This is a genomic window from Streptosporangium amethystogenes subsp. fukuiense (genome assembly GCF_042665875.1).
In the GTDB taxonomy this organism is placed as follows: domain Bacteria; phylum Actinomycetota; class Actinomycetes; order Streptosporangiales; family Streptosporangiaceae; genus Streptosporangium; species Streptosporangium fukuiense.
On record NZ_JBHTEE010000001.1, the window covers coordinates 1,645,359 to 1,668,727 of the forward strand.

Consider the following 23,369-nt stretch of genomic DNA (forward strand, 5'->3'; position numbering starts at 1 on the left):
GACCATTTTAGAATACGCTCAAAGAAAATGCGGCAACATCTCGGAGTGTTAGGAAATCCTACACAGCAGCCCTTGTGAGGAGAAAAACTCCCGGTCGTAGAATCGCCCAGTGATTCTACCCATAATGATCAGCTCCTGCTCGAACTCTTCATCTACCGAGATACGGTGAGAAGAATTGAAATCCTCCCAATATGGGGCGTATTCGAGAACGTCGAAGAATTCAGCATCGGATTTACCGTCGCAGGTGTAGGCCAGAGGATAGAGTTCCTCGATTCCCCCGATATACGCAAGCTCGAAAACACGCTGGCGATTGAGGCTAAGGGTATCTGAGCTCGGACTTGCCCCGCTCAGGGTGAGAATATGGGACCAACCAGGCGCATGTCGGGTTATCCAGAACCATTGCGTCCCGGGGCTGGGTTCACATGAGCGCACGGCGGCCTGGAAATCGCATATCTTTTTTGCTTCTGGTGCGACCTCGAGGTGCATGGCCACGGCATTGACGTCTTCGATGCTTACCCATGTCGCAAAGAACGAATTATAGAGGCCATACTCAACTATAAGATCTTTCTGTCCTTCGGTAGGGAAAGTTTTCACGTAGATAGCTCCATTCAGTTCAGCTCGTTTTCGAGAGGCGAGCGGGGCGGGAATCGGATTATACGATCCCCACCCCGCCGATCGCAACGGTTAGCGCCTAGGAGTGTTCAAAAGCCCATGCTCTGCTGCGCGCGAATCCAGACAGCGCCTCGCCGCACTGTCATCGCCCGTAGCTCCGCTACGAGCTTCTCTTATGCCTTGCGATGCATTCATCTGGATCTGCGCCCACGATGAGTAGCACTTTTAAAACGCTCTCTAGCTTAATCCTCGATGAGCACCCAGAACTTGTTGCCATCTCCCACACGGAAGTCCGCATAGAACTTCCAGATCTGGGTCCCGTGCAGGCCGTTCTGCAAAGTGTTCACTACGCGCAGAGAGTAGTTTCCCTTAGCCCTTTTGGCGCCCTCCATTGAGCTAGCGAATGGGAATTCGTCACAGCTCAGATCCCTTCTGTAAGGCAACACCAGGGGATCTCCCGGGTTTGGATACTTATCACGCTCGTAGTACTTGCATGTGTTTATGCTATAGGGTTTATAGACGTTAGCGAGCAGCCATGCGTTCGCTTTGGATGTTCCCTGGTCCATATACAGATCGATCTGCTGGAAATGCAGCCGGTTCTCGGTATTAGTGACCGCCGTTATGCCTCTTGTCAGTGGCGCGCCTGCTGGGTTATTTCCTCCGGGAGCGCCCCAGTTTCCGGGCATTACCTTGTTCTGCTCGGTGCCCAAGATGTCGCGCGTGGGCGGGTATGACGGCTTCGTCCAATCATGGCCCGGTCTGAGCGGAGGGAAGGTTCCCTTATTGTCGATCTTCAGCGCGGCTTCGATGTGCCTGGTGACCTCCGGCCAATCTGTATCCCTGCTCTTGGACATGACGAATACTTGCTTGGCTCGCGTGTTGACACAGGCATACTTGCGATCCGGAACGTCCGGATTGTTGTCGCCAAAAATCCTCCAGTCACACCGGAAGTTCGGCACCCAGCGTTTATTCTCGCCCGGCTCGCTGCCTTTACGGAGTACGCCGATAAGCTTGCCACTCCCATCAAATACTTTTTGACTGTACAGTGGCATGTTCATGAAGTTGCCAGGGCCATTGGCGTGCAGGCTGATCTGGGGAATGAACGAGCATATTGTATTATGCGTGGGAGAGCCTTCTGCTTGGATCAGAAAATTCTCGTCCGAATTGGCGACCCACCCCGAAATATCCCGGATTCCCCCTGGGTCACCGGTGTCACAGTCGCCCTCGTCCTTCGCGTCGGCATCGACGAGCATGTCCATAAAAAGGCCCCTCAGCTTATTTCCGGGAACCTTGACGCGCCCGCCATTGTCGACGATGGCAAATTCGTCGAGGCGGGTGAACACCTTGATGTCGTGCGGTTTGACGCCGGTTGTTCCGCCGTCCACAACTCCGGTCCCGTTTTCGTTACCCAGATAGCTGTGAGCCACCCAAGTAGCGCGGAATCGGAGAGTGTCATCGTTCTGGACCGCGATCGCGGCATCTGCCACGCTCTGTGCCAGAGCAAACCAAACCGGGCCCGTCTTAAACGCCTTCTTCTTCCGCTTGACGCCGTCGTCGTCTTCTTCTTCCACGTAATGCTGGATGTAGAGGTAGGCAGACCAGCAAGAGGAGTAGGGCCGCTCCTGGATGCGGGCGTCATATTCGGCATAGCCAGTTTCGCTGCCGCTGACCGTGCAGTCCTCCAGTTTGGGGTGCTGGTAATCGAATCCTCCGGCTTGAGCTGCGGCCGGGATCGGCCCGGCTTCCTTCTGAACCGTGGGCGCAGCCGCAAGCGTTGCCGGAGCCGTGGCCGAAGCGACCATGCCCGCGACATCAGCGGCGCTCAAGGGCCGCTGGTAGACCCGTGTTTCGTCGAGGTCACCGAGAACGCTGGTACCCAGTGTCATGGCGGTGGCGGCGTTCCAGGCGGGGAAGCCGACCGGGGCGGTGCCGATTTGGACACCGTTGAGGTACAGCGTCGCGGTGTCGGTTTCGGCGTCGTAGACGCCGGCGAGGTGGAACCATTCGTTGACCGGTGGTTCGACGTCGGACTGCACGCCCTGGACGGCGGCGTCGGCGGTGTCGGCGCTGGTGAGGGTGAACACCAGTCCGTGGTCGGGGGTGTTGCCCAGGCGGAAGGGCGCTTGGTGGGTGCCCTTCTGTTCGACGACGGTGTAGTCGCCGTCCTTGTCGCTCCAGCGCAGCCACGCGGCGGCGGTAAAGCTCTCATCGGTGCGGATCACCGATCCGGCGGTCTGCGCCAGAGGTTCCTCGCCGGGCTGGGTGACGTCGACGGTGACCTGCTGCCAGTCCGACCAGGCTGAGGAGACCTGCCCGGCGACCGCGCGAGCGCGCCAGCGCACCAACCAGCCGTCGCTCAGCTTGGCCGCCGGAACGGCGATGCCGGCCTGGGTGCCGGAGACGATGTCGTCGACGCCGCCGGTCCAGATTTGGCCGGTGCCCTGCCCTGGTGGTGCGGCCAGGTCGTGCTCGATTTCGGCTTCGGCGCGTAGTGCTTGGCCGGTGGGGTGGGTGAGGGTGGCCTGCAGCGTGGGGGTGAGCGTGGTGGTCACCGTCACGCCGTCCACCACCTTCGACGGGGTGACGGTCAGGCCGGTGGCGGTGGGCTTGGGCAGGTCGACGGTGAAGGACTGCCAGTCCGACCAGGCGGAGGCGGCGGTGGCCGAGACCGCGCGGGCCCGCCAGCGCACCTTCCACCCATCGGCCAGCTTGTCCGCCGGGACGGCGATGGTCGCCTGGGTACCGGCCGGGACGTTGGCGGCGCTCCCTGCCCAGATCTGGCCGGTGCCCTGCCCATCCGGTGCGGCCGGGTCGTGCTCGATCTCGGCCTCGGCCCGCAGTGGCCGACTGGCCGGGTCGCTCACCTGGGCCAGCAGGCTGGGGGTGAGGGTGGGAGTGACGGTGGTGCCGTCCACCTGTTGGGACGGGGTGACCTGCAGCGCGCCTACGGCCGGTTCGGAGGCCGGGTCCGGCACATCGATGGTCAGGGCCTGCCAGTCCGACCACGGTGAGCCAACCGTGGTGGCGGTGTTCACCGCCCGAACCCGCCAGCGCACCTTCCACCCATCGGTCAGCTTCCCGGCCGAAACCGCGAAGCTGGCCTGGCTGCCGGAGGCGACGTTGTCGAGGCTCCCTGCCCAGATCTGCCCGCTGCCCTGCCCTGCGGCGGTGGGGTCGTGTTCGACTTCGACCTCGGCGCGCAGCGGTTGGGCGGCCGGGTCGGTGACCATGGTGTGCAGGGTCGGGGTCAGGCTGGTGGTGACGGTGATGCCGTTCACCTGTTGTGAGGGGGTGACCTGGAAGGCGCCGACCGCTGGGTTGGGTACGTCCACGGTCGCCGTCTGCCAGGCCGACCACGCCGAGACGGTGGTGGCGGTGGTGTTGGCGGCGCGGGCGCGCCAGCGGATCTTCCATCCGTCGGTCAGTTTCCCGGCCGGGACAGCCGCTGTGGCCTGGTTGCCGGAGGCGACCGGGGCCGAGGATCCGGTCCAGATTTGGCCGGTGCCCTGCTCGGTGGCGGCCGGGTCGTGCTCGATCTCGAACTCGCCGGTCAGGGTGCCGCCGATGGTGTCGGAAACGGTCGCGGCCAGTTGCGGGGTGAGCGAGGTGACCGTGGTGACCCCGCCCGCGGCCTGGGCCGGGGTGATGGTCAGGTTGCTGACGGCCGGGGCCGAGGCCGGGCCGGTGGTAGTGACGGTCAGCTTCGGCGGGTTGTTGAAGTCGGTGTCCTCGGAGGAGGTGAACGCCCGGTAGTTGTTGACGTTGGTCTCGGTCGGCGACTGCAACACCAGGCCGTGGTTGGCTGCGCCGACGGCCCAGTCCTGGGCGATGCCGGTGACGTTCCAGTCCATAGAGCCGGGCCAGGTGGCGCAGCTCTCGTTGATTCCCGCCCTGTTGATCTGGGCGTCCTCGGTGGTGGAGGCCGGCTTGTTGGTCCAGGACAGGTTGTTCTCATCCCAGGCGCCGGTCAGGCGGCGCACCTGAATACCCGCGCCGACCGCGGCGCCGCAGGCGGGTGCGTCGATGTTGTTCAGCGACAACTTGGCGTCGCTCACCGTGGCACCGGTCAGCGCGGCAGTGTCGAAACGCAGATGCACCCGGAACTTCTGGTTGCCGATCTGGGTGCCGGCCATCATGAACGCAGCGGTCGGGTCGGTCGGCAAGTCGACGTTGGTAGAGACCTCCACGTCGTGGTTGAACGGCAGCGTGGTGGTCGGATCCACCCGCACCGGATACACGGTGGCCGGGTCGGACAGGAACGCGTGGTCGGGCTTGAGCACCAGCTCGGTGCGGCCGCCCGTGGTCACCACGTCGGTGGCGATCTTCGCGGACCGAGCCTTGGGCAGGCGGCCCTTGGTCAGACGGCTCTTGGCACCGGCGTCCCACATCACCGGCTGCGGCGCGGATGCCACCAGCCTCTTGTCCTTGCCGCCGGTCAGCAGCAGCCGCCCGCCCTTGCCCTCGGACAAGGTCAGGCCCTCGGTCTGCACGCCGATGCGGATCTCCAGCGGTTTGGCGGGCCGCTCACGCAGCACCACATCGTGCCGGAACCCGGTCGGCAGCACGGTGACCACCAGGTCGGCGCCCTTGCCGGCCGCGTCGGTGTAGGTGGCCACGTTGCCCTTGACCGTCGGCTTCGGGAGCGTGGCCGGCCAGGTCAGCGCGTACCGCCGCCCGTCGGCGGTCATCCTCACGAACGCGCCCGTGCCGCCGGTGGAGACCTCCACGTCGACCTCGGCGTCGATCGCCTTGGGTTTGAGCGTCCCGCCCTGCTCGGCCAGCGAGGTGTCGATCGGCGCCCACACGCTGCCCTGCCTGGTCCGCACCGGACCGGCCGTGACCTCGGTCTGGAACGTCTTCCCGTCGGGCTGGGCGTAGGTGATGCTGGTCGCGGTCGTCTCGTCGGCGACCTCGACGGCCTTGCCCTGCTTGGCCGCCGACCGGGAGGTGGCGATCCGCGCCTGCGACGGCACGTTGGAGACCGCGTCCCCGTTCTTCCCGGCAATCCACGCCGCCGTATCGTTCAAACTCGCATGATGATCATTGCCTGACGAGTCGGCAGCCGTACGGCCGTTCCCCTCATCGAACGTCCAGTGAGCGGCCGCCTGGTCGACTGTTCGGAAGGACCACGTGTAGGGAAACATCATCACGTTTTCCCACGCGTCGGTCGCTTCCGAGACCTCAACGGTGTACTTCGTGCCGGGGCGGAGCGGCTGCGCAGGGGTGAAGGTGGCGGTCTCTCCGGTGCTGTCGAGCGCGGTGGTGCCCTGAACGTCGGCACCTTGCGCGCTCTTCACCGAGATGGTCGGTCCGTCGACCTCCTCGGTGAACGTCACCCGGATCTGGGAGTCCAGGGGGACGTCGGCGGCCTCGCTGGCCGGCTCTGTCGTCCGCACCCGTGGCGATGCCGTGTCCTCGCCGTCTGAATCGTCGGTGTCGTCGCCATCGCCGGGATACGGCACGCTGGGAGAGATCTTGTCGGTTCCAATGAAGGACCCCTCACCGTCCCGATACTGTCCGTTGGCGGCCACGTCCTCCTCGCTCATCGCCAGCGATGCAATCGATTCGATCGTTTCCGGCACATGAACCGACCTGGTGAGGGCTTCCTCGTATTCAGGAAACGAGGTGAGCGGCTCACGTGAGGTGATGACGACCGTGTCCTGCCAGGGGGGTGTCGGCGGTTCGAAGTCGACCTTGAGTCTGGGGCCGTGGGCGGGATAGCCACTGGTCTGTTCCCGGCTGCGGTAGCGGCGCCAGTTTCGCAATTCGGATTCGTCACCTGCGGTGAGCTGGAATCCGTAGTTCGTTTCTCCGTCTGCCCAGGCCTGGACGATGGTGTCGACCGAGTGGATGAGATCGTGCTCGTAGTTCATCGAACCGGAGCAGTCGGGACTGTAGGCCCCGGGCTCGTTGTCCGCGCCCGCGCTGGTGACCGACGGCTGGCTGTTCCACTGCAGGGTCAGATGGTCCCAGTCGGACGTGACCCGCCGAGCGGTGATTCCGGATCCGACGAACTCGCCGCAGTCGTTGGACAGGTAGTTCCACAGCTCCAGGTCGGCGTTCTGGATCACCGAGCCCCAGAACGGGTCGCCTGCCTGGGGGAGCGGGAACTGGATGTAGGCGCGCCAGCGCTTGGCGATGTTACTGGAGTAGGACTTGCCGACCCACATCTGGTCGCGGTAGTGCATGTCCCAGCTGTCGGTGAGGTCCACGTCATTGATGTACGTGTCCATGGGATCGCCGGGGGGACAAGGTGTGCCGAGGGTGCACTCGTACCAGTCGTCGTCGACGGCGGCCATGGTCACCGGGTAGGTCGTCGCCGGGTCGGCGAGGAAGGCCGGGTCGGGACTGTAGACCAGCGCCGAGCCGTCCAGGCTCACCTGCGCCCTGCCGACCCGGACGGCGCCGAGGTCGGCGTTCGCGTCGGCTGCGGCCGCGTCCAGCAGCGCCGCGGGCCGGATGTCGAGGCTGCGCTTGCCGTCCTCGCTCTTCAGCGCCGGCTGCCCCTTGGCGTTCTTGCCGAAGGCGATGCCCTTGGGCAGATCCACCGGGACGCGGAAGGTCACCGGTCCGGCGGGGCGTTGGCGGATGACGATCTGCTGGCGGAACCCGGTCGGGGTGGCGGTGACGACCAGGTCGACGCCCTTGCCGTACGCGGAGGAGTAGGTGGCGGTGCTGCCGTTGAGCGTGGGCTTGGGCAACGTCCGCGGAGCGTCGATCCGGGCGGCCATGTCGCCGCTCTTGCTCTTGATCGCTTCGGTGTCGCCGCCGGAGGACAGCGTCAGGCCGCCTTTGGCCGTCCTGGGCTTGATGACTCCGTCTGCCTTGACGAGGGTGGTGTCGATCGGGGTGAAGCCGTCGCCGCCGGCGTTCTTGACCCGGATGGGCTCCAGGTACTGCTCCAGCCGCAAGGTCTTGCCGTCGGGGTTGGCGTAGTAGGTGGCGGTCTCCGAGCGCAGTGACTCGATCTCGATGCGCCGGTTGTCCTTCTTGGCCTGCGCCAGCGCCTTACTCGTGGGCGTGGCGGGGGCACTCGGCGGCGTCTCGGGGGTGGGAGAGGTGGTGGGGGGTGGCGTGGGGCCCTGGGCGATCGCGGGTGCGCTCATCAGTGAGAGCGGCATGGTCAGGGCCGCGATCAAGGCAGCGCGGCGGCGCGTCCGGCTGGATGAGCCGGACGCTGTTCGTGATGGATTCACTCGACCCTTTCGAACATATATGGCAAAACGGAGTGATCATCACACGTGTTGCGATCTCATGTAAAGATCCTTTTCAGTGACGGGAAAGGGGGATTCCGTCACCACCGGATCTGTGGAGCCGGCAGGGGGTTTGCGGTGTGGTCACTGACCTGAGGTCGGTGTGTCGTCCATGAGCGCTGTCGAGGTGCGACGGGGCACGAGCGGCACATGCTCATAGCAGCCGTCTAGTAGGACTTGGTTATCTCGGGTGCTAGCGGACACGCCGTTCTCCAGTTGAGCGGCCAGATTTCTCCTGGCTGATGGCCATCAAAATTCCTGGCGTGGCCACTGGGAATCCCGGTGGGTGGCCAGGTCGATCTCCGGGTGGGCGGTCAGGTCAGCGGGATCACTCCACGCCCGGACAGAGCCTCGGCCAGGCGATGGGAGTCGCCGCTGGTCTCCACCAGGTGGGCGTGGTGCATCAGCCGGTCGACGGTCGCGGTGGCGAGCGTCTTGGGCATGATGGTGTCGAAACCCGACGGGTGGATGTTGCTGGTGACCACGACCGAGCGGCGCTCGTAGGCGGCATCGATAACGCGGTAGAACGCCTCGGAGGTCTCGTGGCCGACCGGCAGCAACCCGATATCATCGATAACGATGACGTCGCTGCGGCAGATGCGGCCGATGGCGCGCGAGACCGATCCGTCGATCTTGGCCCGGCCGACCGTGGCACTGAGAGACTCCAGAGTGAACCAGGCCACCCGCAGGTCTTTTTCGATCGCCAGATGCGACAGTGCCTCAGCGAAGTGGGACTTGCCGGTGCCGGACGGTCCGGCGATCACCAGGTTCTCCGCGCGGCTGACCCATTCCAGCGTCATCAGCGCGTTCTGGGTGGCCTCGTTGATCGTGGAGCCCTCGCGCCGCCAGGAGGAAAAGGTCTTGCCGGAGGGAAAGCCCGCGCTCTTGCGCCGGTTGCGGCGGGTCGCCTGGTCGCGGCCGACGACCTCCTCATTGAGCAGGACGCGCACGACTTCGGCTGGGTCCCAGCGTTGCGCGCGGGCGGTCGCCAGCACCTCGGGCGCCGCTTTGCGGGCGTAAGGAAAACGCATCCGGCGAAACAGGGCCTCCAACTCGGCCGGGACCGGTGGGGCCGCAGGAAGGGTGACACTCACGAGTGATCTCCTTTGACGCTGTTGGTGTTACTGAAGGCAGCCCAGGAAGCGGTGCCGGGCTGGACCGAGTGAGCCTCGTCGACACGGGTGTTTTCACCGGCGTGCTCATGCAACGCGAGGTGGTCGCAGATGGAGGCCAGATCGGCTTCGGCGAACCGGCCGTTGATCGCGGCCAGGCCGAGCGCCTCATCCACCCGGGCCGCGCCCAGCAGACTGGCCAGCTCGACCGCGCGGGCCATTTTGGTGCGGATCCGCACCACTCCGGTGGCGGCGGCCTCGATCAGCCACGCCTGCGCACCCGGCCCGATCGCCAGGAACGCTTCTTCGGCCTTGGTCCGCGGGCGAGGCCGGGGCGCTTTGGGGCCGTTGCCGCCCTCGTGCTCGGGATAGTGGGCATCGACGATCCGCGGCCGGCCCGGAACCGACAGCCGATGCCGCCACAGTTCCCTCAGACCGTGCTGACCGTGCTGCTCATCGGTGCCGGAGCGGCCGACGATGACCAACTCGTCGCCGTGGACGCGGCACCAGACCGTCTGTCCCTCGTGGCCGGGCGGCACCGAGTAGCGCACATCGCCCCAGCGGACGGTCCGGTCGTCGCAGACCAGGCGCTCGGCGCCGAGCGCGAGCACGTAGGGATCGGCGGGCAGCACGTGCAGGCGAGCGCGTTCCTCGGCCAGCATCTCGATCGGCGGCCGGTGTGTCTCGCGATGGCGGCGGCCGTTGATGTGCTCACTCCAGGCAGCACACGCGGTCTCCAACTCGGTGAAACTCCCATAGGCGGCGCGGAGGTTGGCGTGGGTGGGCACCAGGTCCGCCTTGGCGATCTTCACCGTTGCCTCCACCCCGCCCTTGGACTCGGGATCGAACGGCTCGCAGGTAGTCACCACGCACCCGTAATGCCGCCCCAGCTCGACGATCTGCGGGTGGCGCACCGCGATGCGGGCGATGTGCTCGATCGTGACCGTCTTGGGGTTGTCGGTCAGCAGATACGTCGGCGCCCCGCCCAGCCGCCGCAGCGCCGCGTCCAGGCACGACGTCAACGTGGCCAGCGTCTGATCCCAGGCGGGGATCACCACCCGAAACCGCGACCAGGCCAGCCAGGCACAAAACAGCTGCGTGCGGCGCTCACCGATCCGCGGGCCCTCGCCCCAGTCCCACTGCAGCCACATCCCCGGCTCAGGCACCCAGGGCCGGTAGACGCGCCGCCGTCCGGCCTTCCAGGCCGCCTTGATCTCGGCGACCGCCCGCCGCGTGGTCCGCTCGGACCCGGCGAATCCCATCGCGACCAGGTCTTTGTGCACCACGTCCGCGCGGATCTTCCCTTTCGACCGGTCGACCTTCTCCTCGATCTTCGCCAGGAACGCGTCGATCGCCTTAGGTCGCGGCGCCGGCTGGTGCGGGTTGCCGCCCGCCGCGCGGATCGCGATATACCGGCGCACCGTCTTGGGGTCACACCCCGCCAGTTGCGCCGCCGACCAGGCGCACCCGGTCAGGTCGTAAGCCTCGTAAATCTCCATCAGCTCCATGCCAGACTTCGTCACGGGCCCCCTCCGCGGGTCTGGGGTGCAAGGTCTCGACAACCCGCAACCCAAGCCCCCGCGGAGGGGAACCCAAGCTGTGACACACGGACAAGATCAGGAGATCGGCCTGGCCATTGACCAAGACTTTTGGTGGCCGCCCACCAGGAACCGGTGTCCGTCAGCCGCGACTTTTCTGTCCGCCGATCAAGAGTTCCACGTGACCGCTCTCACTCGGGTAGGAGACGGTATGTCACCTGCTTTGGGGGTGAGGGAAGATGACCCCTCAAGAACTCGAGGCCGTGCGGGCGCGGTTGAAGAGGGTGGTCGTTCGGTGGGCAGGTCTCGCCTGGTGGTTCACTTCGTTTCCGCGACTGTCTGAACCACGAACTCGCCGCCTGACGATCAGGCCGGGTCCGATGTCGTAGGGGAGTGGGAAGGGCTGCCCGCCCGGAGCGGATTCGGCCCGGCAGCACCCCGGACCGCCCGCCAAGCCACCAGATGGATCCGCCTAAGGCGCCAGAGGCGGGCTGGAGAGACGTCTCATGGATCGAGGCAACACCGTAACGGCAACTGGCAGCGGATTTGCATGCAAGCTGCATGCTAGCGTGGAAGGATGGGAACCATTCAGATTCGAGATGTCCCCGAAGCGACCGAGCGGACGCTGAAGGCGCGAGCCGAGCGCGAGGGGAAATCACTGACGGCCTACCTGCGTGACCTGCTGAACGAGGAGGCGGCCACCCCGGCGTTGGACGAGGTGATGGCCAAGATCGCCGCCGATGAGCCGGTGCCGTACGACCCCGATTTCGTCCGCGAGACCCTGCGCGAGGGCCACCGGTGAGTCTGGTCGTGGACGCCTCGATCGTTTTCCGCCTGCTGGCCAACGTGAAGGGTGACGATCTTCTTCGTCGGCGGTTGGCGCGCAAGGTGCACGCCCCGGCGTTGATCGACGTGGAGATCGCCTCGGTGGTGCGCGGGCATGTGATCACCAGTAAGCCGGAGGTGCGGATTTCCGAGGCGCGGGGCCGGATCATGCTGGAGCGCTACGCCCAGCTGCGGATCGTCCGGCATCCGATGCTGCCTCTGCAGTCGCGGGTGCTGGAACTGCGCAACAATCTCACCGCCTACGACGGCATGTACGTGGCCCTCGCCGAACTGCTGGGAATGCCGCTGCTGACCGATGACGCCAAGTTCGCCGGTGCGACGGGACACCGAGCGGAGATCCACCGCTACCCACCCCCGCTGCCGTAACCACGAAACACCGGAGGCATAACCGGAGAAAGCGCGAACGCCGGGCTCCCGATTCCGCCGGGGAGTTCCCGGCGCCACTTCCGCGCCCCCAGAGGACATGCTTGTCGCACTATGCGGTCGGGGCCCATTCGGTGGCGAAGGTTTCCATGCCGGGGGTGGCGGTGGTGAGGGTGATGACCGGGTAGGTCTGGCAGTGCTGCTTTCCTGTCCTGTTGTTCCGCTGGCCCAGCCCGGGGTTTCGACGACTTGTTTTGGTGTCGCGGTGTTCCGGACTACTGACGATCAAAGGTAGGCGTTACCCGGAGAGCTCCTGTCATCCCAGGCCAGAGACGTGATCACAGGTAACGTCGAGCCTTCAGGTTCAGTATCGCTCCGGTGTCGTACGTCGATGGGGTGGTGATTCCGTGCGGGGTGAAGGATTTCCAGTTATGGTCCTCGGATATCGTCGTCCAGGCGACAGATTGGTTTTATAGGGCCTCAGAGCCCGGAGCCTTTCTGTTGATCTGGTCGATAGCGAGGGCGGCGGCGGTGCCGATAACCGTGTTGATCTCGTTCTCATTGATCCAGGGCCGGTGTGCTCGGGTGAAGACTGCGGCCGCGTAGCGGTGCCCGTCTGTCGTCTCCAGAACTCCGATCTCGTTGCGGATCACTCCGAACAGGCTTCCGCTCTTGGCCGCGACGCGGACATCACGATGAAAGCCCATCGCCAGACGATTCTTGGTCACCTGCTGAGCCATCAGTTGGCGGACCTGGGCGCACGCCTCAGCGGGCCCGGCCTCGTCGCGCCAGATCAGGCGTAGAAATCGGGCCATTTCCCTGGCGGTCGTGCGGATCGCATGTTCGGGTTGCATGGCCCGGGAGGACCAGAGCCGTTCCTGAAGTTCCTGGGATTCATCGGCCGAGCGTGCTGTGGCCGTTGCGTGAGTCAGATCTGCCCAGTCGGTAAATCTCGCGTCCTGGCCTATCGAGTCGAGCATGCCCTGTAGGGAGAAGGGAATCGCGGTTACCTTCAGCCCCAATTCGGTCAGGGTCGCTCGAACGCGGTCCAGGCCGACACGATCGATGAGGATGTCGGTGGCCGCGTTATCGCTCACGGCCAGCATCATCCTGGTCAGGTCGCGTATGGAAGTGTCGACTTCGTCGGCGAAGGTGGAAAAGCCTGTCGGGCCTGCTGTTCGCGCGTTGGGCCTGATACGGACTCGGTCTTGTAGATCAAAATGGCCCGCGTCGGCCTGTCGGAAGACTTCCACGGCTATGGCGACCTTGAAGACCGAGGCAGCCACCACCAGGTCATCGCCGCCGACGTGCACTTCCGCGGTGCCGTCTATGTCCAGGACGCATACTGACGATCAAAGGTGGACGTTACCCGAAGGGTATCTATCACTGCAGGTCAGCGGCATGATCGCGCGTCACGCCGAGCTTTCATTCTCAGTAGCCATCCATCGCAACCGGCATCTGCAAATAGCTTTTGAATCGACTTACCGACCACATGATCATTCTGGCAGAGCATGGTGGGTTGCACCAGGTCGGCGTGTCATGAAGATGCGACTCGCGAGCTCCAGCGCGGCACGGCGGTATGCGGCCTCGTCCTTCTGAACCGCTTGGAGAGGGCCGCTTGAGGGGGCAGGGCCGGCCACCTCGCCGAGCGAGGAGGCCTGCCCGTTCCACGTCAGGCCAAGGTCTGCTTCTCGTGCCAGGTGTAGTAGAGGTAGGTGCTGCCGGGCCCGGTCAACGTGCCGTAGACCTGCCAGAAGCTGTTGGGAGCGAGCGAGTAGCGGAAGACCTTGTCCCCGGGCCGATCGTCCACGAACACGCTCTGTGACCCGTTGGAGCAGATCCGTACCTCGATCGTGAATGTCGAGGTGTCCGGGATATCGAGGCAGACCTCGTACGTGTACGCCGACGGCCCGCCGATGTTGTAGCTACGACCGTCCACCCCGGGCCTCTCGATGTTGGTGGGGACGTAGCTGTTCAGGACCCGGGTGTACTCGCCGGTAGAGCAGTCGATTGCGGAGGTGGCTGCGGAGGCGGGACTGATGCCGGTGAGTGTGGCACCGAGGACGCCGGTGGCGACGAGAACGGAGATGGTGCGCTTCATGCCTCCGCGAGGTCGCCGGCACCGAGAGAACGTCTCGCTACGGTTCCACGACCTGCCCAACGTGCACCGCGTCATCATCACTGGCAACGTCGCCTACCTGGGGCAGCGGCCACGGCGACGTACTCCCAGGTCGGCGCGGTGGCGGGGGTTTTCTACGGCGGTCCGGGTAAGGCGAGGCAGAGGGCTTCCAGGGCGGCTGTGATCGCGTGCTCGGGTGGCGTGCCGTATCCGAGGACCAGGCCGTCGCGTGGCGGCATCATGCTGTCGGGGTGCAGATACGAGCCCAAGCCGTCCAGGGCGAGGCCGAGGCGGCGTGCGGCGCGGAGGGTGGCTTGCTCGGTGTCCGGGGGAAGCTCGAGCACGGCGTGCAGGCCCGCGGCGATGCCGTTGACGCTGACGTGCGGGGCGCGTTCGGCGAGCGTGGCCGTGAGCAGGTCACGGCGGCGCTGGTAGATCCTGCGCATGCGGCGCAACTGGCGGTCGTAGGCGCCGCCGGTGACGAAGTCGGCGAGGGTGAGCTGGTCCATGACGCCCGACCAGAGTTCGCGCGGGCCCTTGGCGGCGACGATGTCGTCCACCAGCCGGCCGGGCAGTGCCATCCAGCCGAGCCGGAGCGCGGGGGACAGACTCTTGCTCGTCGATCCGAAATAGACGACATGGTCCGGATCGAGACCCTGCACGGCGCCGACCGGTTCGCGGTCGTAGCGGAACTCGCCGTCGTAGTCGTCCTCAAGCAGCAGACCGCCTGTGGCGCGTGCCCAGTCGATCACCGCGGCCCGGCGCTGTGGGTGCAGTGCGCCTCCAGTGGGGTACTGATGCGCGGGTGTCAGCAGGACGGCCTGCGCGCCCGTGGCCGGAAGTTCCTTGATTCGTGCGCCGTGGGTGTCCACGGTGAGCGGCACGGTCTTCAGGCCCGCCTCGGTGATGATGGAGCGGTGGAAGTCGAGTCCGTAGGACTCGACAGCGACGAGACCGCGCAGCACGTGACACACCAGCCGCAGCCCGTGCGCGAAACCCGAGCAGATCACGATGTGCTCCGCCTTGGTGCGCACGCCTCTGGTACGAGCCAGGTACTCCACCAGCGCCTGGCGTAACTCCGGCCGGCCACGGGGGTCGCCGACGCCGAAGGCGTCGTTGGGAGCGGTGGCCAGCGCGCGCCGGGCCGAGGCGCTCCAGGGCGAGCGCGGGAAGGCGGCGGCGTCAGGGGAACTGGGCATCAGGTCGTAGATGACCCGTTGGCGGGACGGACGCGCGGGTGAGCGCCGACGGCCGGGTTCCAGAGGCGCGGCGCGGTGTGCGACGTGCGTGCCGGAACCTTGACGAGACGTGAGCCAGCCTTCCTCGACGAGCTCCGAATACGCGGCGGCGACGGTGTTGCGGGCGATTCCCAGGTCGAGGGCGAGGGTGCGATAGGGCGGAAGCCGGGTACCGGGTGCCAGCCGTCCCGAGTGGATCGCCTCGCGCAGGGCCCGCATCAACCGCACGCGCGCGCCGCCGCCACCGGTGAGATCCAGGTGCAGGTCGCCGCCGCTTTCCGGACGGAGGCCGCTCATCGCCTCACCCTGCGCCGGCCTTGGCCGTCGTGCCCGAAATTGGCCCACAGAATGTCCACGAGAATGCACCATATCTTGGGTCGATCGTGTCCTTAGGGTCATGAGCATGACGAACGTTGCCATTCCCGCACGCATGAACTTGTCGCTTGTCGCTCCCAAGATTTTCAAGGCCGTGCTGGCCCTGGACGCTGTGGCCCGCGAGGGACTGGACCCGGTCCTGATCGAGCTGGTGCAGATCCGCGCCTCCCAGATCAACCGGTGTGCGTACTGCATCGACTATCACACCGGTGACGCCCGCCGGACGGGTGAGAGCGAGGCGCGCATCTACCAGCTGAGCGCCTGGCAGGAGTCCAGCCTCTACACCGCCAAGGAGCGCGCGGCCCTCGCCCTGACCGAGGCGATGACCCTGCTTCCCCAGGGGGTCGCCGACGCGGTGTACGACGAGGCCACGCGGTACTTCGACGACGAAGAACTCGCCCAGCTCATCGCGATGATCTTCACGGTCAACGCCTGGAACCGCATGAACGTGACCACGCGCAAGACCCCCGGAACCGAGTAGCCACGCCTGCGCCCTCGTTCTCCTCCACCCCCGGGCGGTGGCCCGCGTCCCCGCGGCCACCGCCCTTCGCACGACTTCCAGGAAAGGCCGACAGCATGACATCCGTCGACTTCCCGCCACCGGACGTGGCCCGGGACACGAGCCCCTCACCGGTCCGGGGCTGGCTCGCGATCCTCGCCGTGACGCTGGGAATCTTCGCCCTGATGACCTCCGAACTGCTGCCCGTCGGACTCCTCACCCCGATCGGCACCGCGCTGGACGTCTCCGAGGGCACCACCGCGCTCATGGTCACCGTGCCTGGGCTGGTCGCCGCCGTCGCGGCACCATTGGTCACCGTGGCCACCGCCAGGATCGACCGCCGGCTGGTGCTGGCCGTGCTGATCGGGATGATGGGCGCGGCCAACCTCGCCTCCGCCTTCGCCACGAGTTTCGCCGTCGTCCTGCTGGCCCGCTTTCTGATCGGCATCAGCGTCGGCGGCTTCTGGTCCCTGGCCGGCGCCATCGCCCTGCGTCTGGTCCCGAAGCACCACGTCGTGCGGGCCACCGCCGTCGTCTTCGGCGGCGTCGAGACCGCCTCCGTGCTGGGTGTGCCCGCGGGCACTCTGGTCGGCGACCTCGGCGGCTGGCGAACCGCGTTCGCGGTCGTGGGTGTGCTCGGTCTGATCTCGCTGGTCTGCATGGTCGTCGTGATGCCGAAGGTGGCACCGGAGCGCACGATGACCTTCGGGGCCCTGCCACGGGTGTTCCGGACGCACAGCGCGGTACGCGTCGGCATCGCCATGACCTTCCTGGTCATCACCGGGCACTTCACCGCCTACACCTTCGTCCGGCCCATCCTCCAGCACGACGGTGTGGCGGACGGCATGATCAGTGTGCTGCTGCTGGTCTTCGGCATCGCCGGCATCTGCGGCAACTTCATCGCCGGCGCCCTGATCACCAAGCGTCTCCGGCAGACCGTGTGCGGCATCTCCGTACTCCTCACCGCGGCCATGGCCGCCCTCGCGGTGACCGACCACAACACCTTCTCGGTGGCCGCGATACTCATCGTCTGGGGTCTGGGCTACGGCGCCGTCCCGGTCACCTTCCAGACCTGGATCCTGAACGCCGCGCCGACGGCCACCGAGGCCGCGTCCTCCCTGTACGTGTCGATGTTCAACCTGTCCATCGCCCTGGGCGCCCTCGTCGGCGGCCTGGCGGTCGACACCGCCTCAACGGTGAGTGTGCTGTGGATCGGTGGCGTGCTGGCCATTCTGGTGCTCCCGATCGTCGGTGCCATGCCTCGCCACAGGGTTCCTCGCCCAGATCTGCCCGGGTGAGCGCCGCGTCTACCACGAGATCCCCGGCGAGCAGGGGCAGGCCGATCTCCCACACCCGGCGCCTGCCGGACGGCAGCACGACGACCGGCGGCCGGCCGGGCGGGATCTCTGATGATTCTCTGATCTGCGCTGTCTAGTTTCGTGGTGAGCGCCATGCCGGTCATCCGGCGGCATGGCCGCTACAGGCGAGTCCAAAAGCCACCGCAGGAACCCGCGAGGCTCCCTGAAACGCCTCGGAAGAGACCGGAACAGGCACCAGAAGAGATTCGGAATCGCGGAGACGCCGCGGTGACCCGCGTGAGACCAGAGGAGCCGACCGTGAACGTTCCCGCCGAGCCGCCGTTCCCGCACCCCCTTCTCGAAGCGCTGCGGAGCTCACCCGGCGGCCCGGCCTTCGAGCAGGGGGACAGGATCGTCTCGCGAGGTGAGCTACTGGAGATCATCCGACGACTGGCGGGGGCGATGCTCGATGCCGGGCTGGGCCCCGGCAGGGCCGTCGCCATCCGCACGGACGTCACCCCCGAGGCGTTCGCCGCCCACATGGCCGCCCACGCGCTGGGCTGCCGGGTGATGGGCGTCCGGCCCGGCTACCCGCCGGCCCAGCTCGCCCATGTGCTCGGGATGGGAGTCGACGCGCTCCTCGTCGACCGGTCCACCGTGACGCCGGAACTGCTCGGGGCCGCCGGACCCGTCACGCTGCTGTCGCTCGGGCCGTGCCCCGAGGTGCCCGGCCGCTCCCCCCTCGCGGCGATCGACCTGCTCGCCGGCGCCGACGAGGGGCGGCCGCTCGCCTGCGCCGCCCGTCCGGACGATGTGGCCGCACTGAGCTTCACCAGCGGCAGTACCGGCCGCCCCAAAGGCTGCGCGATCACCTATCGCGCGCTCGGTGAGCACTGGTCTTGGCAGCCCCGCGTGTGGTCCCCGGTCACCGACGAGCTCGCCACGGCCTTCGGGCGCTACCTGCTGTTCGGCACCCTGGCCAGCATGGTGGTCCTGGACTTCCTGGGACTCTGCCTGCTGGGCGGCGGCACCGCGGTGATCCCCGAGGACGACGGGCGGCCCCTGTTCCCGTACGCGATCGAACGTCACCGGATCACCGGCTCCATCGTGACCGTGCCCCGGCTGTGCCAGATGCTCGACCTGCTTCGGGACGAGCCGGTCGACGTCGGCTGCCTGCGCGCGCTGATGGTCTCCGGATCGCCGATCGGCCCGGGGCGTCTGGCCGAGGCGGTGGACCGGCTCGGGCCCGTGGTCTACCAGGGGTACGGGCAGACCGAGGGGGGCTTGATCTCGGTGCTCACTTCCGGGGACATCGCCGCGTTCCCGGACTATGCCCTGTCCTCGGTCGGCCGGCTGTGCTCGGGCGTCGAGCTCAGCGTGCGCGACGAGGGGAACCGCGAGGTGACCGCGGGAGGCACCGGTGAGATCCACTTGCGCAGCCCGTACCTGATGTCGGGTTACTGGGGGGATCCGGAGGAGACTCGTGACACCCTGCGGGACGGTTGGCTGCGCACCCGGGACCTCGGACACCTGGACGAGAAGGGTTTCCTGCACCTTGTCGGCCGCACCCGCGACGTGATCATGGTCAACGCGATGGTGGTGTACGCGGGGCCCATCGAGCGGGTGCTGAGCGGCCATCCCGACGTCGGCGAGGCGTACGTGGCCGGGGCCCCGGACGAGCTGACCGGAGAGGCCGTCCACGCGTTCGTCGTGCCGGCCGAGGGCAGGGTCCCGGATCGCGACGCGCTGGCCGCGCTGGTGCGCGCCGAACTCGGCGAGAACAGCGTCCCCCGGACGATCACGATCGTGTCCTCCGTCCCGATCGCCGCGAGCGGCAAGCCCGACAAGCGTGCGCTGCTGGACCTGCCCGGCCGGCGGGTTCTCTGATCGTTCTCTGAGAATCGCCCGCCAACACTGATGGCGTCCGTTCGACCGGATCGCTGTGACGGAGGTTGTACGTGCCGGACAATGCCCTGGACTACGTGGTGATCGGTGCCGGCCCCGCGGGGCTGCAGCTGGGATACCTTCTCGGCAAGGCGGGGCGGAGCTACCTGATCCTGGAGGCGGGCCCCGCGCCGGGCACGTTCTTCCGGACCTTCCCGCGCCACCGCCGGCTCATCTCGATCAACAAGAGGTACACCGGGTCGGACGACCCGGAGCTCAACCTCCGGATGGACTGGAACTCGCTGCTGTCGGACGATCCCGGCCTGCTGTTCACCCGCTACAGCGACCGCTACTTTCCCGACGCCGACGACATGGTCCGCTATCTCGCCGACTTCGCCGCGGCCTGCGACCTGAGCGTCGCCTACGACGCCCGGGTCTGCCAGGTCGCCCGTGCCTCCGGCGGCGGCCACTTCCTGGTGAGTGACGAGCGCGGCCGGACCCACGAGGCCAGGCGGCTGGTCGTGGCGACCGGGGTCAGCCGGCCCAACGTGCCGCCGATACCGGGCATCGAGACGGCCGAACCCTACGGCACCGTCTCCACCGACCCGTCCGAATACGTGAACCAGCGGGTGCTCGTCATCGGCAAGGGCAACTCGGCGTTCGAGACGGCCGACAGCCTGGTCGAGACGGCCGCGGTGATCCACGTCGCCGGGCCGAAGTCCGTCCGGATGGCGTGGCGTACCCACTTCGTCGGGAACCTGCGCGCGGTCAACAACAACTTCCTCGACACCTACCAGCTCAAGTCCCAGAACGCGCTGCTGGACGGCGACGTCAAGCGGATCGAGCGCCAGGCCGACGGCTCGTACCTGGTGACGGTGAGCTTCGTCCGCGCCGACGAGGTCACCAAGGACATCCCCTACGACAGGGTCGTGGTCTGCACCGGCTTCCGGATCGACGCCTCGATCTTCTCCGACGAGTGCCGTCCGGACCTGGTGATCAACGACAGGTTCCCCGCGCTCACCCCCGCCTACGAGTCGGTCAACGTGCCCGACCTCTACTTCGCGGGGACCCTGACGCAGTCCCGCGACTTCAAACGCGGCACCAGCGGGTTCATCCACGGCTTCCGGTACGGCACCCGGGCACTGCACCGCATCCTGGAGAGCAGGTACCACGATGCCGGGTGGCCCGGCCGCGAGCTTCCGGCCGATCCGGAGGCGCTCGCGGCGGCGGTGCTCGAGCGGGTCAACCGCAGTTCGGCGCTGTGGCAGCAGTTCGGGCTGCTGGGCGACGTCGTCGTCCTCGACGGTCACGGCGGGGCGCGTTATCTGGAGGAGCTGCCGGTCGACCTGGAGGGACCGCCGATCGGCGACGGCGGCCACTTCACGATCACATTGGAGTACGGGCCCGAGCACGACAAGGTCGATCCGTTCGACGTCGAGGTGGGCCGGATCCGGCAGAACGACGCCGAGCGCGCCGCCGAGGGCCACTATCTGCACCCGGTGGTGCGGCACCACCGGGCCGGCGCGCCGTCGGCCGTACACCACGTCACCGAGAACCTGGAGAACGACTGGACCTCCCGGGAGATTCACCTCGAACCGCTCCGGGCGTTCTTCGCCCGCCAGACCGCCTCGGTACCGGCGTGACAGGCGTGGGAACGACGCGGATGGCGGGCGAGTCCCCGCACGTGACGGACACGGGCACACGGGTGATCCCGGCCCCGGCAGTCCCGTGGACCCCGCGTGAGTTCGAGGCCGCGGCCCGCGCGCGCCTCGCCCCGGAGCACTACGACTACTTCGCGGGCGGGGCCGGGGACGAGGTCACCGTACGGGCCAACGAGGCCGCGTTCGGGAGGCTCTCCTTGGTGCCGCGGGTGCTGCGCGGAGCCGGGAGACCCCGGACCGACGTCACCCTGCCCGGCGGCCGGGCGGCGATGCCCGTGCTGGTGGCGCCGACCGCGTTCCACCGGCTCGCCGACCCCGAGGGCGAGCGGGCCACCGCGCGGGCGGCGGCCGCCGCAGGGACGGTCATGATCGTGAGCATGGCCTCCACCGTCGCCGTCGGGGAGGTGGCCGCGGCGGCGCCCGAGGCCACCCTGTGGTTCCAGCTCTACGTCCAGCCGGACATGGCCTTCACCGAGACGCTCGTGCGGCGCGCCGAGGCGGCCGGGTGCCGGGCGCTGGTCGTCACGGTGGACTCACCGGCCCGTGGCCTGCGGGACCGGGAGCGGCGCCACGGCTTCTGGGACCTGCCCGAGGGGATGGCCTGCGAGAACCTGCGCGACGGCGGGCGGGTACGGCCGATCGTCATGTCGCCGGAGATCTCCTGGGAGCACATCGACCTGCTCAGGGAGATGACGACGCTCCCGATCATCCTCAAGGGTGTCGCGCATCCCGCCGACGCGCGTCTCGCGCTCGGCCACGGTGTCTCGGGGCTGCTGGTGTCCAACCACGGCGGCCGCCAGCTCGACACGGTCCCGGCCGCCGTCGACCTGCTGCCGGAGATCGTGGCCGCTGTCGGCGGGGCCGTCCCCGTGCTGATGGACGGAGGCGTCCGGCGCGGTACCGACGTGCTGAAGGCGATGGCGCTGGGCGCCGGCGCGGTCGCGGTCGGCCGCCCGGTGATCTGGGGTCTGGCCGCGGACGGCGAGCGCGGCGTGACCCGCGTGCTCGACCTGCTTCGCTCGGAGGTCGAGCAGGCGCTCACCCTGTGCGGCTGCGCGTCGGTCCACGACCTCGATCCGGGCATGGTGCGACGGTCATGTCGGTGACCGCGCCGGTCAGGGGGGTGGCGGTCGCGGTCGCCGTCGCCGCCGTGCTGAGCCTGCCCCGATGGCTCCCGGCCAGGATCGTGGCGTTGCGGACGCGGGTCTTCGCCCGCATCAACGGGGAGGAGGGGATCACCGTTCCCGGAGACCTGGTCGGCGTCGAGAGGTTCAGGGAGATCTACTCCCACCCGGCGGCCGACGGCCGGAGCAGGGGGGCCGCGCTGTCGGACCTGTTCTGGTACTGGCTGTCGCCCGGCGCGGAGATACACCAGGAACACCTTGAGGCGGGGGAGCGGTACGACGCGGTCGCCCGTGCCACCCGAGGCTTCCTGTCCGTGCCGCGGGTGGAGGCCGAGGAGCTCACCCGCCGCTGCGTCGCCCGGACGCTGCGGGACGCGGGTGGCCTGGTCCGGCTGCGCGACCTGATGATGCCGGTCTGGGCGGAGTTCTACTACGAGCTCGTCTTCGGTGAGCCGTGCCCGCCGGCGGCGCGTGACCTGATCGTGGGCAACGCGGACGACGTCGTCACCGCGCTCAAGTGCTGCGGGCTGCGGCACATGGACCGGCGCGACCGGCTGACCCGGTATCTCGCCGGCCTGCTGCCCCGGGTGCGAGACCGGCTCCCCGCGGGGTTGTCGGCCAGGGAGCAGGTCCTCTATCTGCAGGGGACCTTCTTCAACACCGCGGTCGTCCAGATGTCGGAGGCCATGGCCCACCTGCTGATGGTCCTCGCCCAGCACCCGGACGCCCAGGCAGGGGTGCTCACGGGCGACGACCGCCACCTCGACCGCGTCATCTCCGAGACGCTGCGGCTCTACCCGCTCTTCGGCATCGCCCACCGGGTCACCACCGGCGACATCTCCCTCGACGAGCGCACGACGATCCCGGCCGGCTCGGTGCTGTGCTTCGACTACCCAGCCTTCCACCGCGAGGGTTTCTCCGATCCCGGCCGGTTCGATCCCGGCCGGTTCGCCGCGGACCGCTCGCACGCGAACTACTCGCATCTGGACCGTTCACACCAGGTCCCGCCGAAGCCGGAGGACTCAGGCCGTACCCGCCAGGACCGGCCCGCGGTCCGGGAGCTCAACCACATCCCGTTCGGCGTCGCCGCCAACCGTCCCTGCCCCGCCTGGCGGCTGGCGCCGATCACCATGCGGGTCGCGGCGCGGGAGGTCGTGCGCGCCTACACCCTCGACACCTCCGCCTCCCACACCCGGTCGATGCCCAACCGGGGACCGTGCCTGCTCGTGCCGCGGGGCGCCCCCAGGAGGGCGGCCCATCGGGCGACGCTGGTGTTCATGCGGTTCCGCGACCGCTGGGAGGACGTCTGGCGCAGCCTCGTGCAACTCGTCCTCGGCACCTACATGGTCTGGGACGCGCGCCGCCAGCGGCTGTGTGAGCGCCACTTCACGGAAGCCGACCGCCTGGCCGCCACGGAGAGCAGATGATCACCCGAACCACGAGCGGA

The 23,369-nt window shown here is 67.5% G+C and carries 15 protein-coding genes; 8 read left to right on the top strand and 7 right to left on the bottom strand.

Translation table 11 applies throughout. The features are described 5' to 3' along the window. Positions 1-48: 48 nt before the first annotated feature. The 4 genes from ACFQVD_RS07020 to istA all read right to left on the bottom strand — a co-directional run bounded on the left by ACFQVD_RS07020 (position 49) and on the right by istA (position 10,485). A complete protein-coding gene (locus tag ACFQVD_RS07020; RefSeq protein ID WP_343973480.1) occupies positions 49-594 on the bottom strand; it encodes a hypothetical protein in 546 nt (181 codons plus the stop codon). A gap of 260 nt (positions 595-854) precedes the next feature. Further along, on the bottom strand, positions 855-7,751 hold the full coding sequence (locus ACFQVD_RS07025; RefSeq protein WP_386270673.1) for a DNRLRE domain-containing protein: 6,897 nt from the start codon (positions 7,749-7,751) through the stop codon (positions 855-857). 428 nt (positions 7,752-8,179) lie between these two features. Beyond that, positions 8,180-8,959, bottom strand: a complete 780-nt coding sequence (gene istB, locus ACFQVD_RS07030; protein ID WP_364159275.1) for an IS21-like element helper ATPase IstB — start codon at positions 8,957-8,959, stop codon at positions 8,180-8,182. Then, the gene (istA, locus tag ACFQVD_RS07035) at positions 8,956-10,485 is read right to left on the bottom strand and encodes an IS21 family transposase (RefSeq protein WP_386274280.1); all 1,530 of its coding nucleotides are present in this window, start codon (positions 10,483-10,485) and stop codon (positions 8,956-8,958) included. The genes istB and istA overlap by 4 nt, the downstream gene beginning before the upstream one ends. Positions 10,486-11,092: 607 nt before the next feature. Here istA and ACFQVD_RS07040 point away from each other — a divergent pair. Continuing rightward, positions 11,093-11,317 carry a FitA-like ribbon-helix-helix domain-containing protein gene (locus ACFQVD_RS07040; protein ID WP_343977057.1) on the top strand — a complete coding sequence of 75 codons (225 nt, stop codon included), beginning with the start codon at positions 11,093-11,095 and terminating at the stop codon, positions 11,315-11,317. Then, the gene (locus ACFQVD_RS07045) at positions 11,314-11,727 is read left to right on the top strand and encodes a type II toxin-antitoxin system VapC family toxin (RefSeq protein WP_343977054.1); all 414 of its coding nucleotides are present in this window, start codon (positions 11,314-11,316) and stop codon (positions 11,725-11,727) included. The genes ACFQVD_RS07040 and ACFQVD_RS07045 overlap by 4 nt, the downstream gene beginning before the upstream one ends. 467 nt (positions 11,728-12,194) lie before the next feature. Here ACFQVD_RS07045 and ACFQVD_RS07050 read toward each other — a convergent pair whose 3' ends face one another. The 3 genes from ACFQVD_RS07050 to pdxR form a co-directional block, all read right to left on the bottom strand. Then, positions 12,195-13,061, bottom strand: a complete 867-nt coding sequence (locus ACFQVD_RS07050; RefSeq protein WP_343977070.1) for a serine hydrolase — start codon at positions 13,059-13,061, stop codon at positions 12,195-12,197. Between the two features lie 335 nt (positions 13,062-13,396). After that, positions 13,397-13,825 carry a hypothetical protein gene (locus ACFQVD_RS07055; RefSeq protein ID WP_343977048.1) on the bottom strand — a complete coding sequence of 143 codons (429 nt, stop codon included), beginning with the start codon at positions 13,823-13,825 and terminating at the stop codon, positions 13,397-13,399. A 152-nt stretch (positions 13,826-13,977) separates the two neighbouring features. Further along, positions 13,978-15,378, bottom strand: coding sequence for a MocR-like pyridoxine biosynthesis transcription factor PdxR (pdxR, locus tag ACFQVD_RS07060; RefSeq protein ID WP_343977045.1), 1,401 nt, complete (start codon positions 15,376-15,378; stop codon positions 13,978-13,980). A gap of 133 nt (positions 15,379-15,511) precedes the next feature. Here pdxR and ACFQVD_RS07065 point away from each other — a divergent pair, with 133 nt between their 5' ends. The 6 genes from ACFQVD_RS07065 (at position 15,512) to ACFQVD_RS07090 (ending at position 23,349) form a co-directional block, all read left to right on the top strand. Further along, the gene (locus tag ACFQVD_RS07065; RefSeq protein ID WP_364156706.1) at positions 15,512-15,937 is read left to right on the top strand and encodes a carboxymuconolactone decarboxylase family protein; all 426 of its coding nucleotides are present in this window, start codon (positions 15,512-15,514) and stop codon (positions 15,935-15,937) included. Between the two features lie 95 nt (positions 15,938-16,032). Next, positions 16,033-17,253 (top strand): MFS transporter, encoded by a 1,221-nt coding sequence (locus tag ACFQVD_RS07070; protein ID WP_343977039.1) that lies wholly within the window; start codon positions 16,033-16,035, stop codon positions 17,251-17,253. A 318-nt stretch (positions 17,254-17,571) separates the two neighbouring features. Further along, the gene (locus tag ACFQVD_RS07075) at positions 17,572-19,140 is read left to right on the top strand and encodes a class I adenylate-forming enzyme family protein (RefSeq protein ID WP_343977036.1); all 1,569 of its coding nucleotides are present in this window, start codon (positions 17,572-17,574) and stop codon (positions 19,138-19,140) included. A 71-nt stretch (positions 19,141-19,211) separates the two neighbouring features. Continuing rightward, on the top strand, positions 19,212-20,780 hold the full coding sequence (locus ACFQVD_RS07080) for an NAD(P)-binding domain-containing protein (RefSeq protein WP_343977033.1): 1,569 nt from the start codon (positions 19,212-19,214) through the stop codon (positions 20,778-20,780). Further along, positions 20,777-21,904: an alpha-hydroxy acid oxidase gene (locus ACFQVD_RS07085; protein WP_343977030.1), complete on the top strand. Its 1,128-nt coding sequence runs from the start codon at positions 20,777-20,779 to the stop codon at positions 21,902-21,904. The genes ACFQVD_RS07080 and ACFQVD_RS07085 overlap by 4 nt, the downstream gene beginning before the upstream one ends. Further along, a complete protein-coding gene (locus ACFQVD_RS07090) occupies positions 21,895-23,349 on the top strand; it encodes a cytochrome P450 (RefSeq protein ID WP_343977027.1) in 1,455 nt (484 codons plus the stop codon). The genes ACFQVD_RS07085 and ACFQVD_RS07090 overlap by 10 nt, the downstream gene beginning before the upstream one ends. Positions 23,350-23,369: the final 20 nt, after the last annotated feature.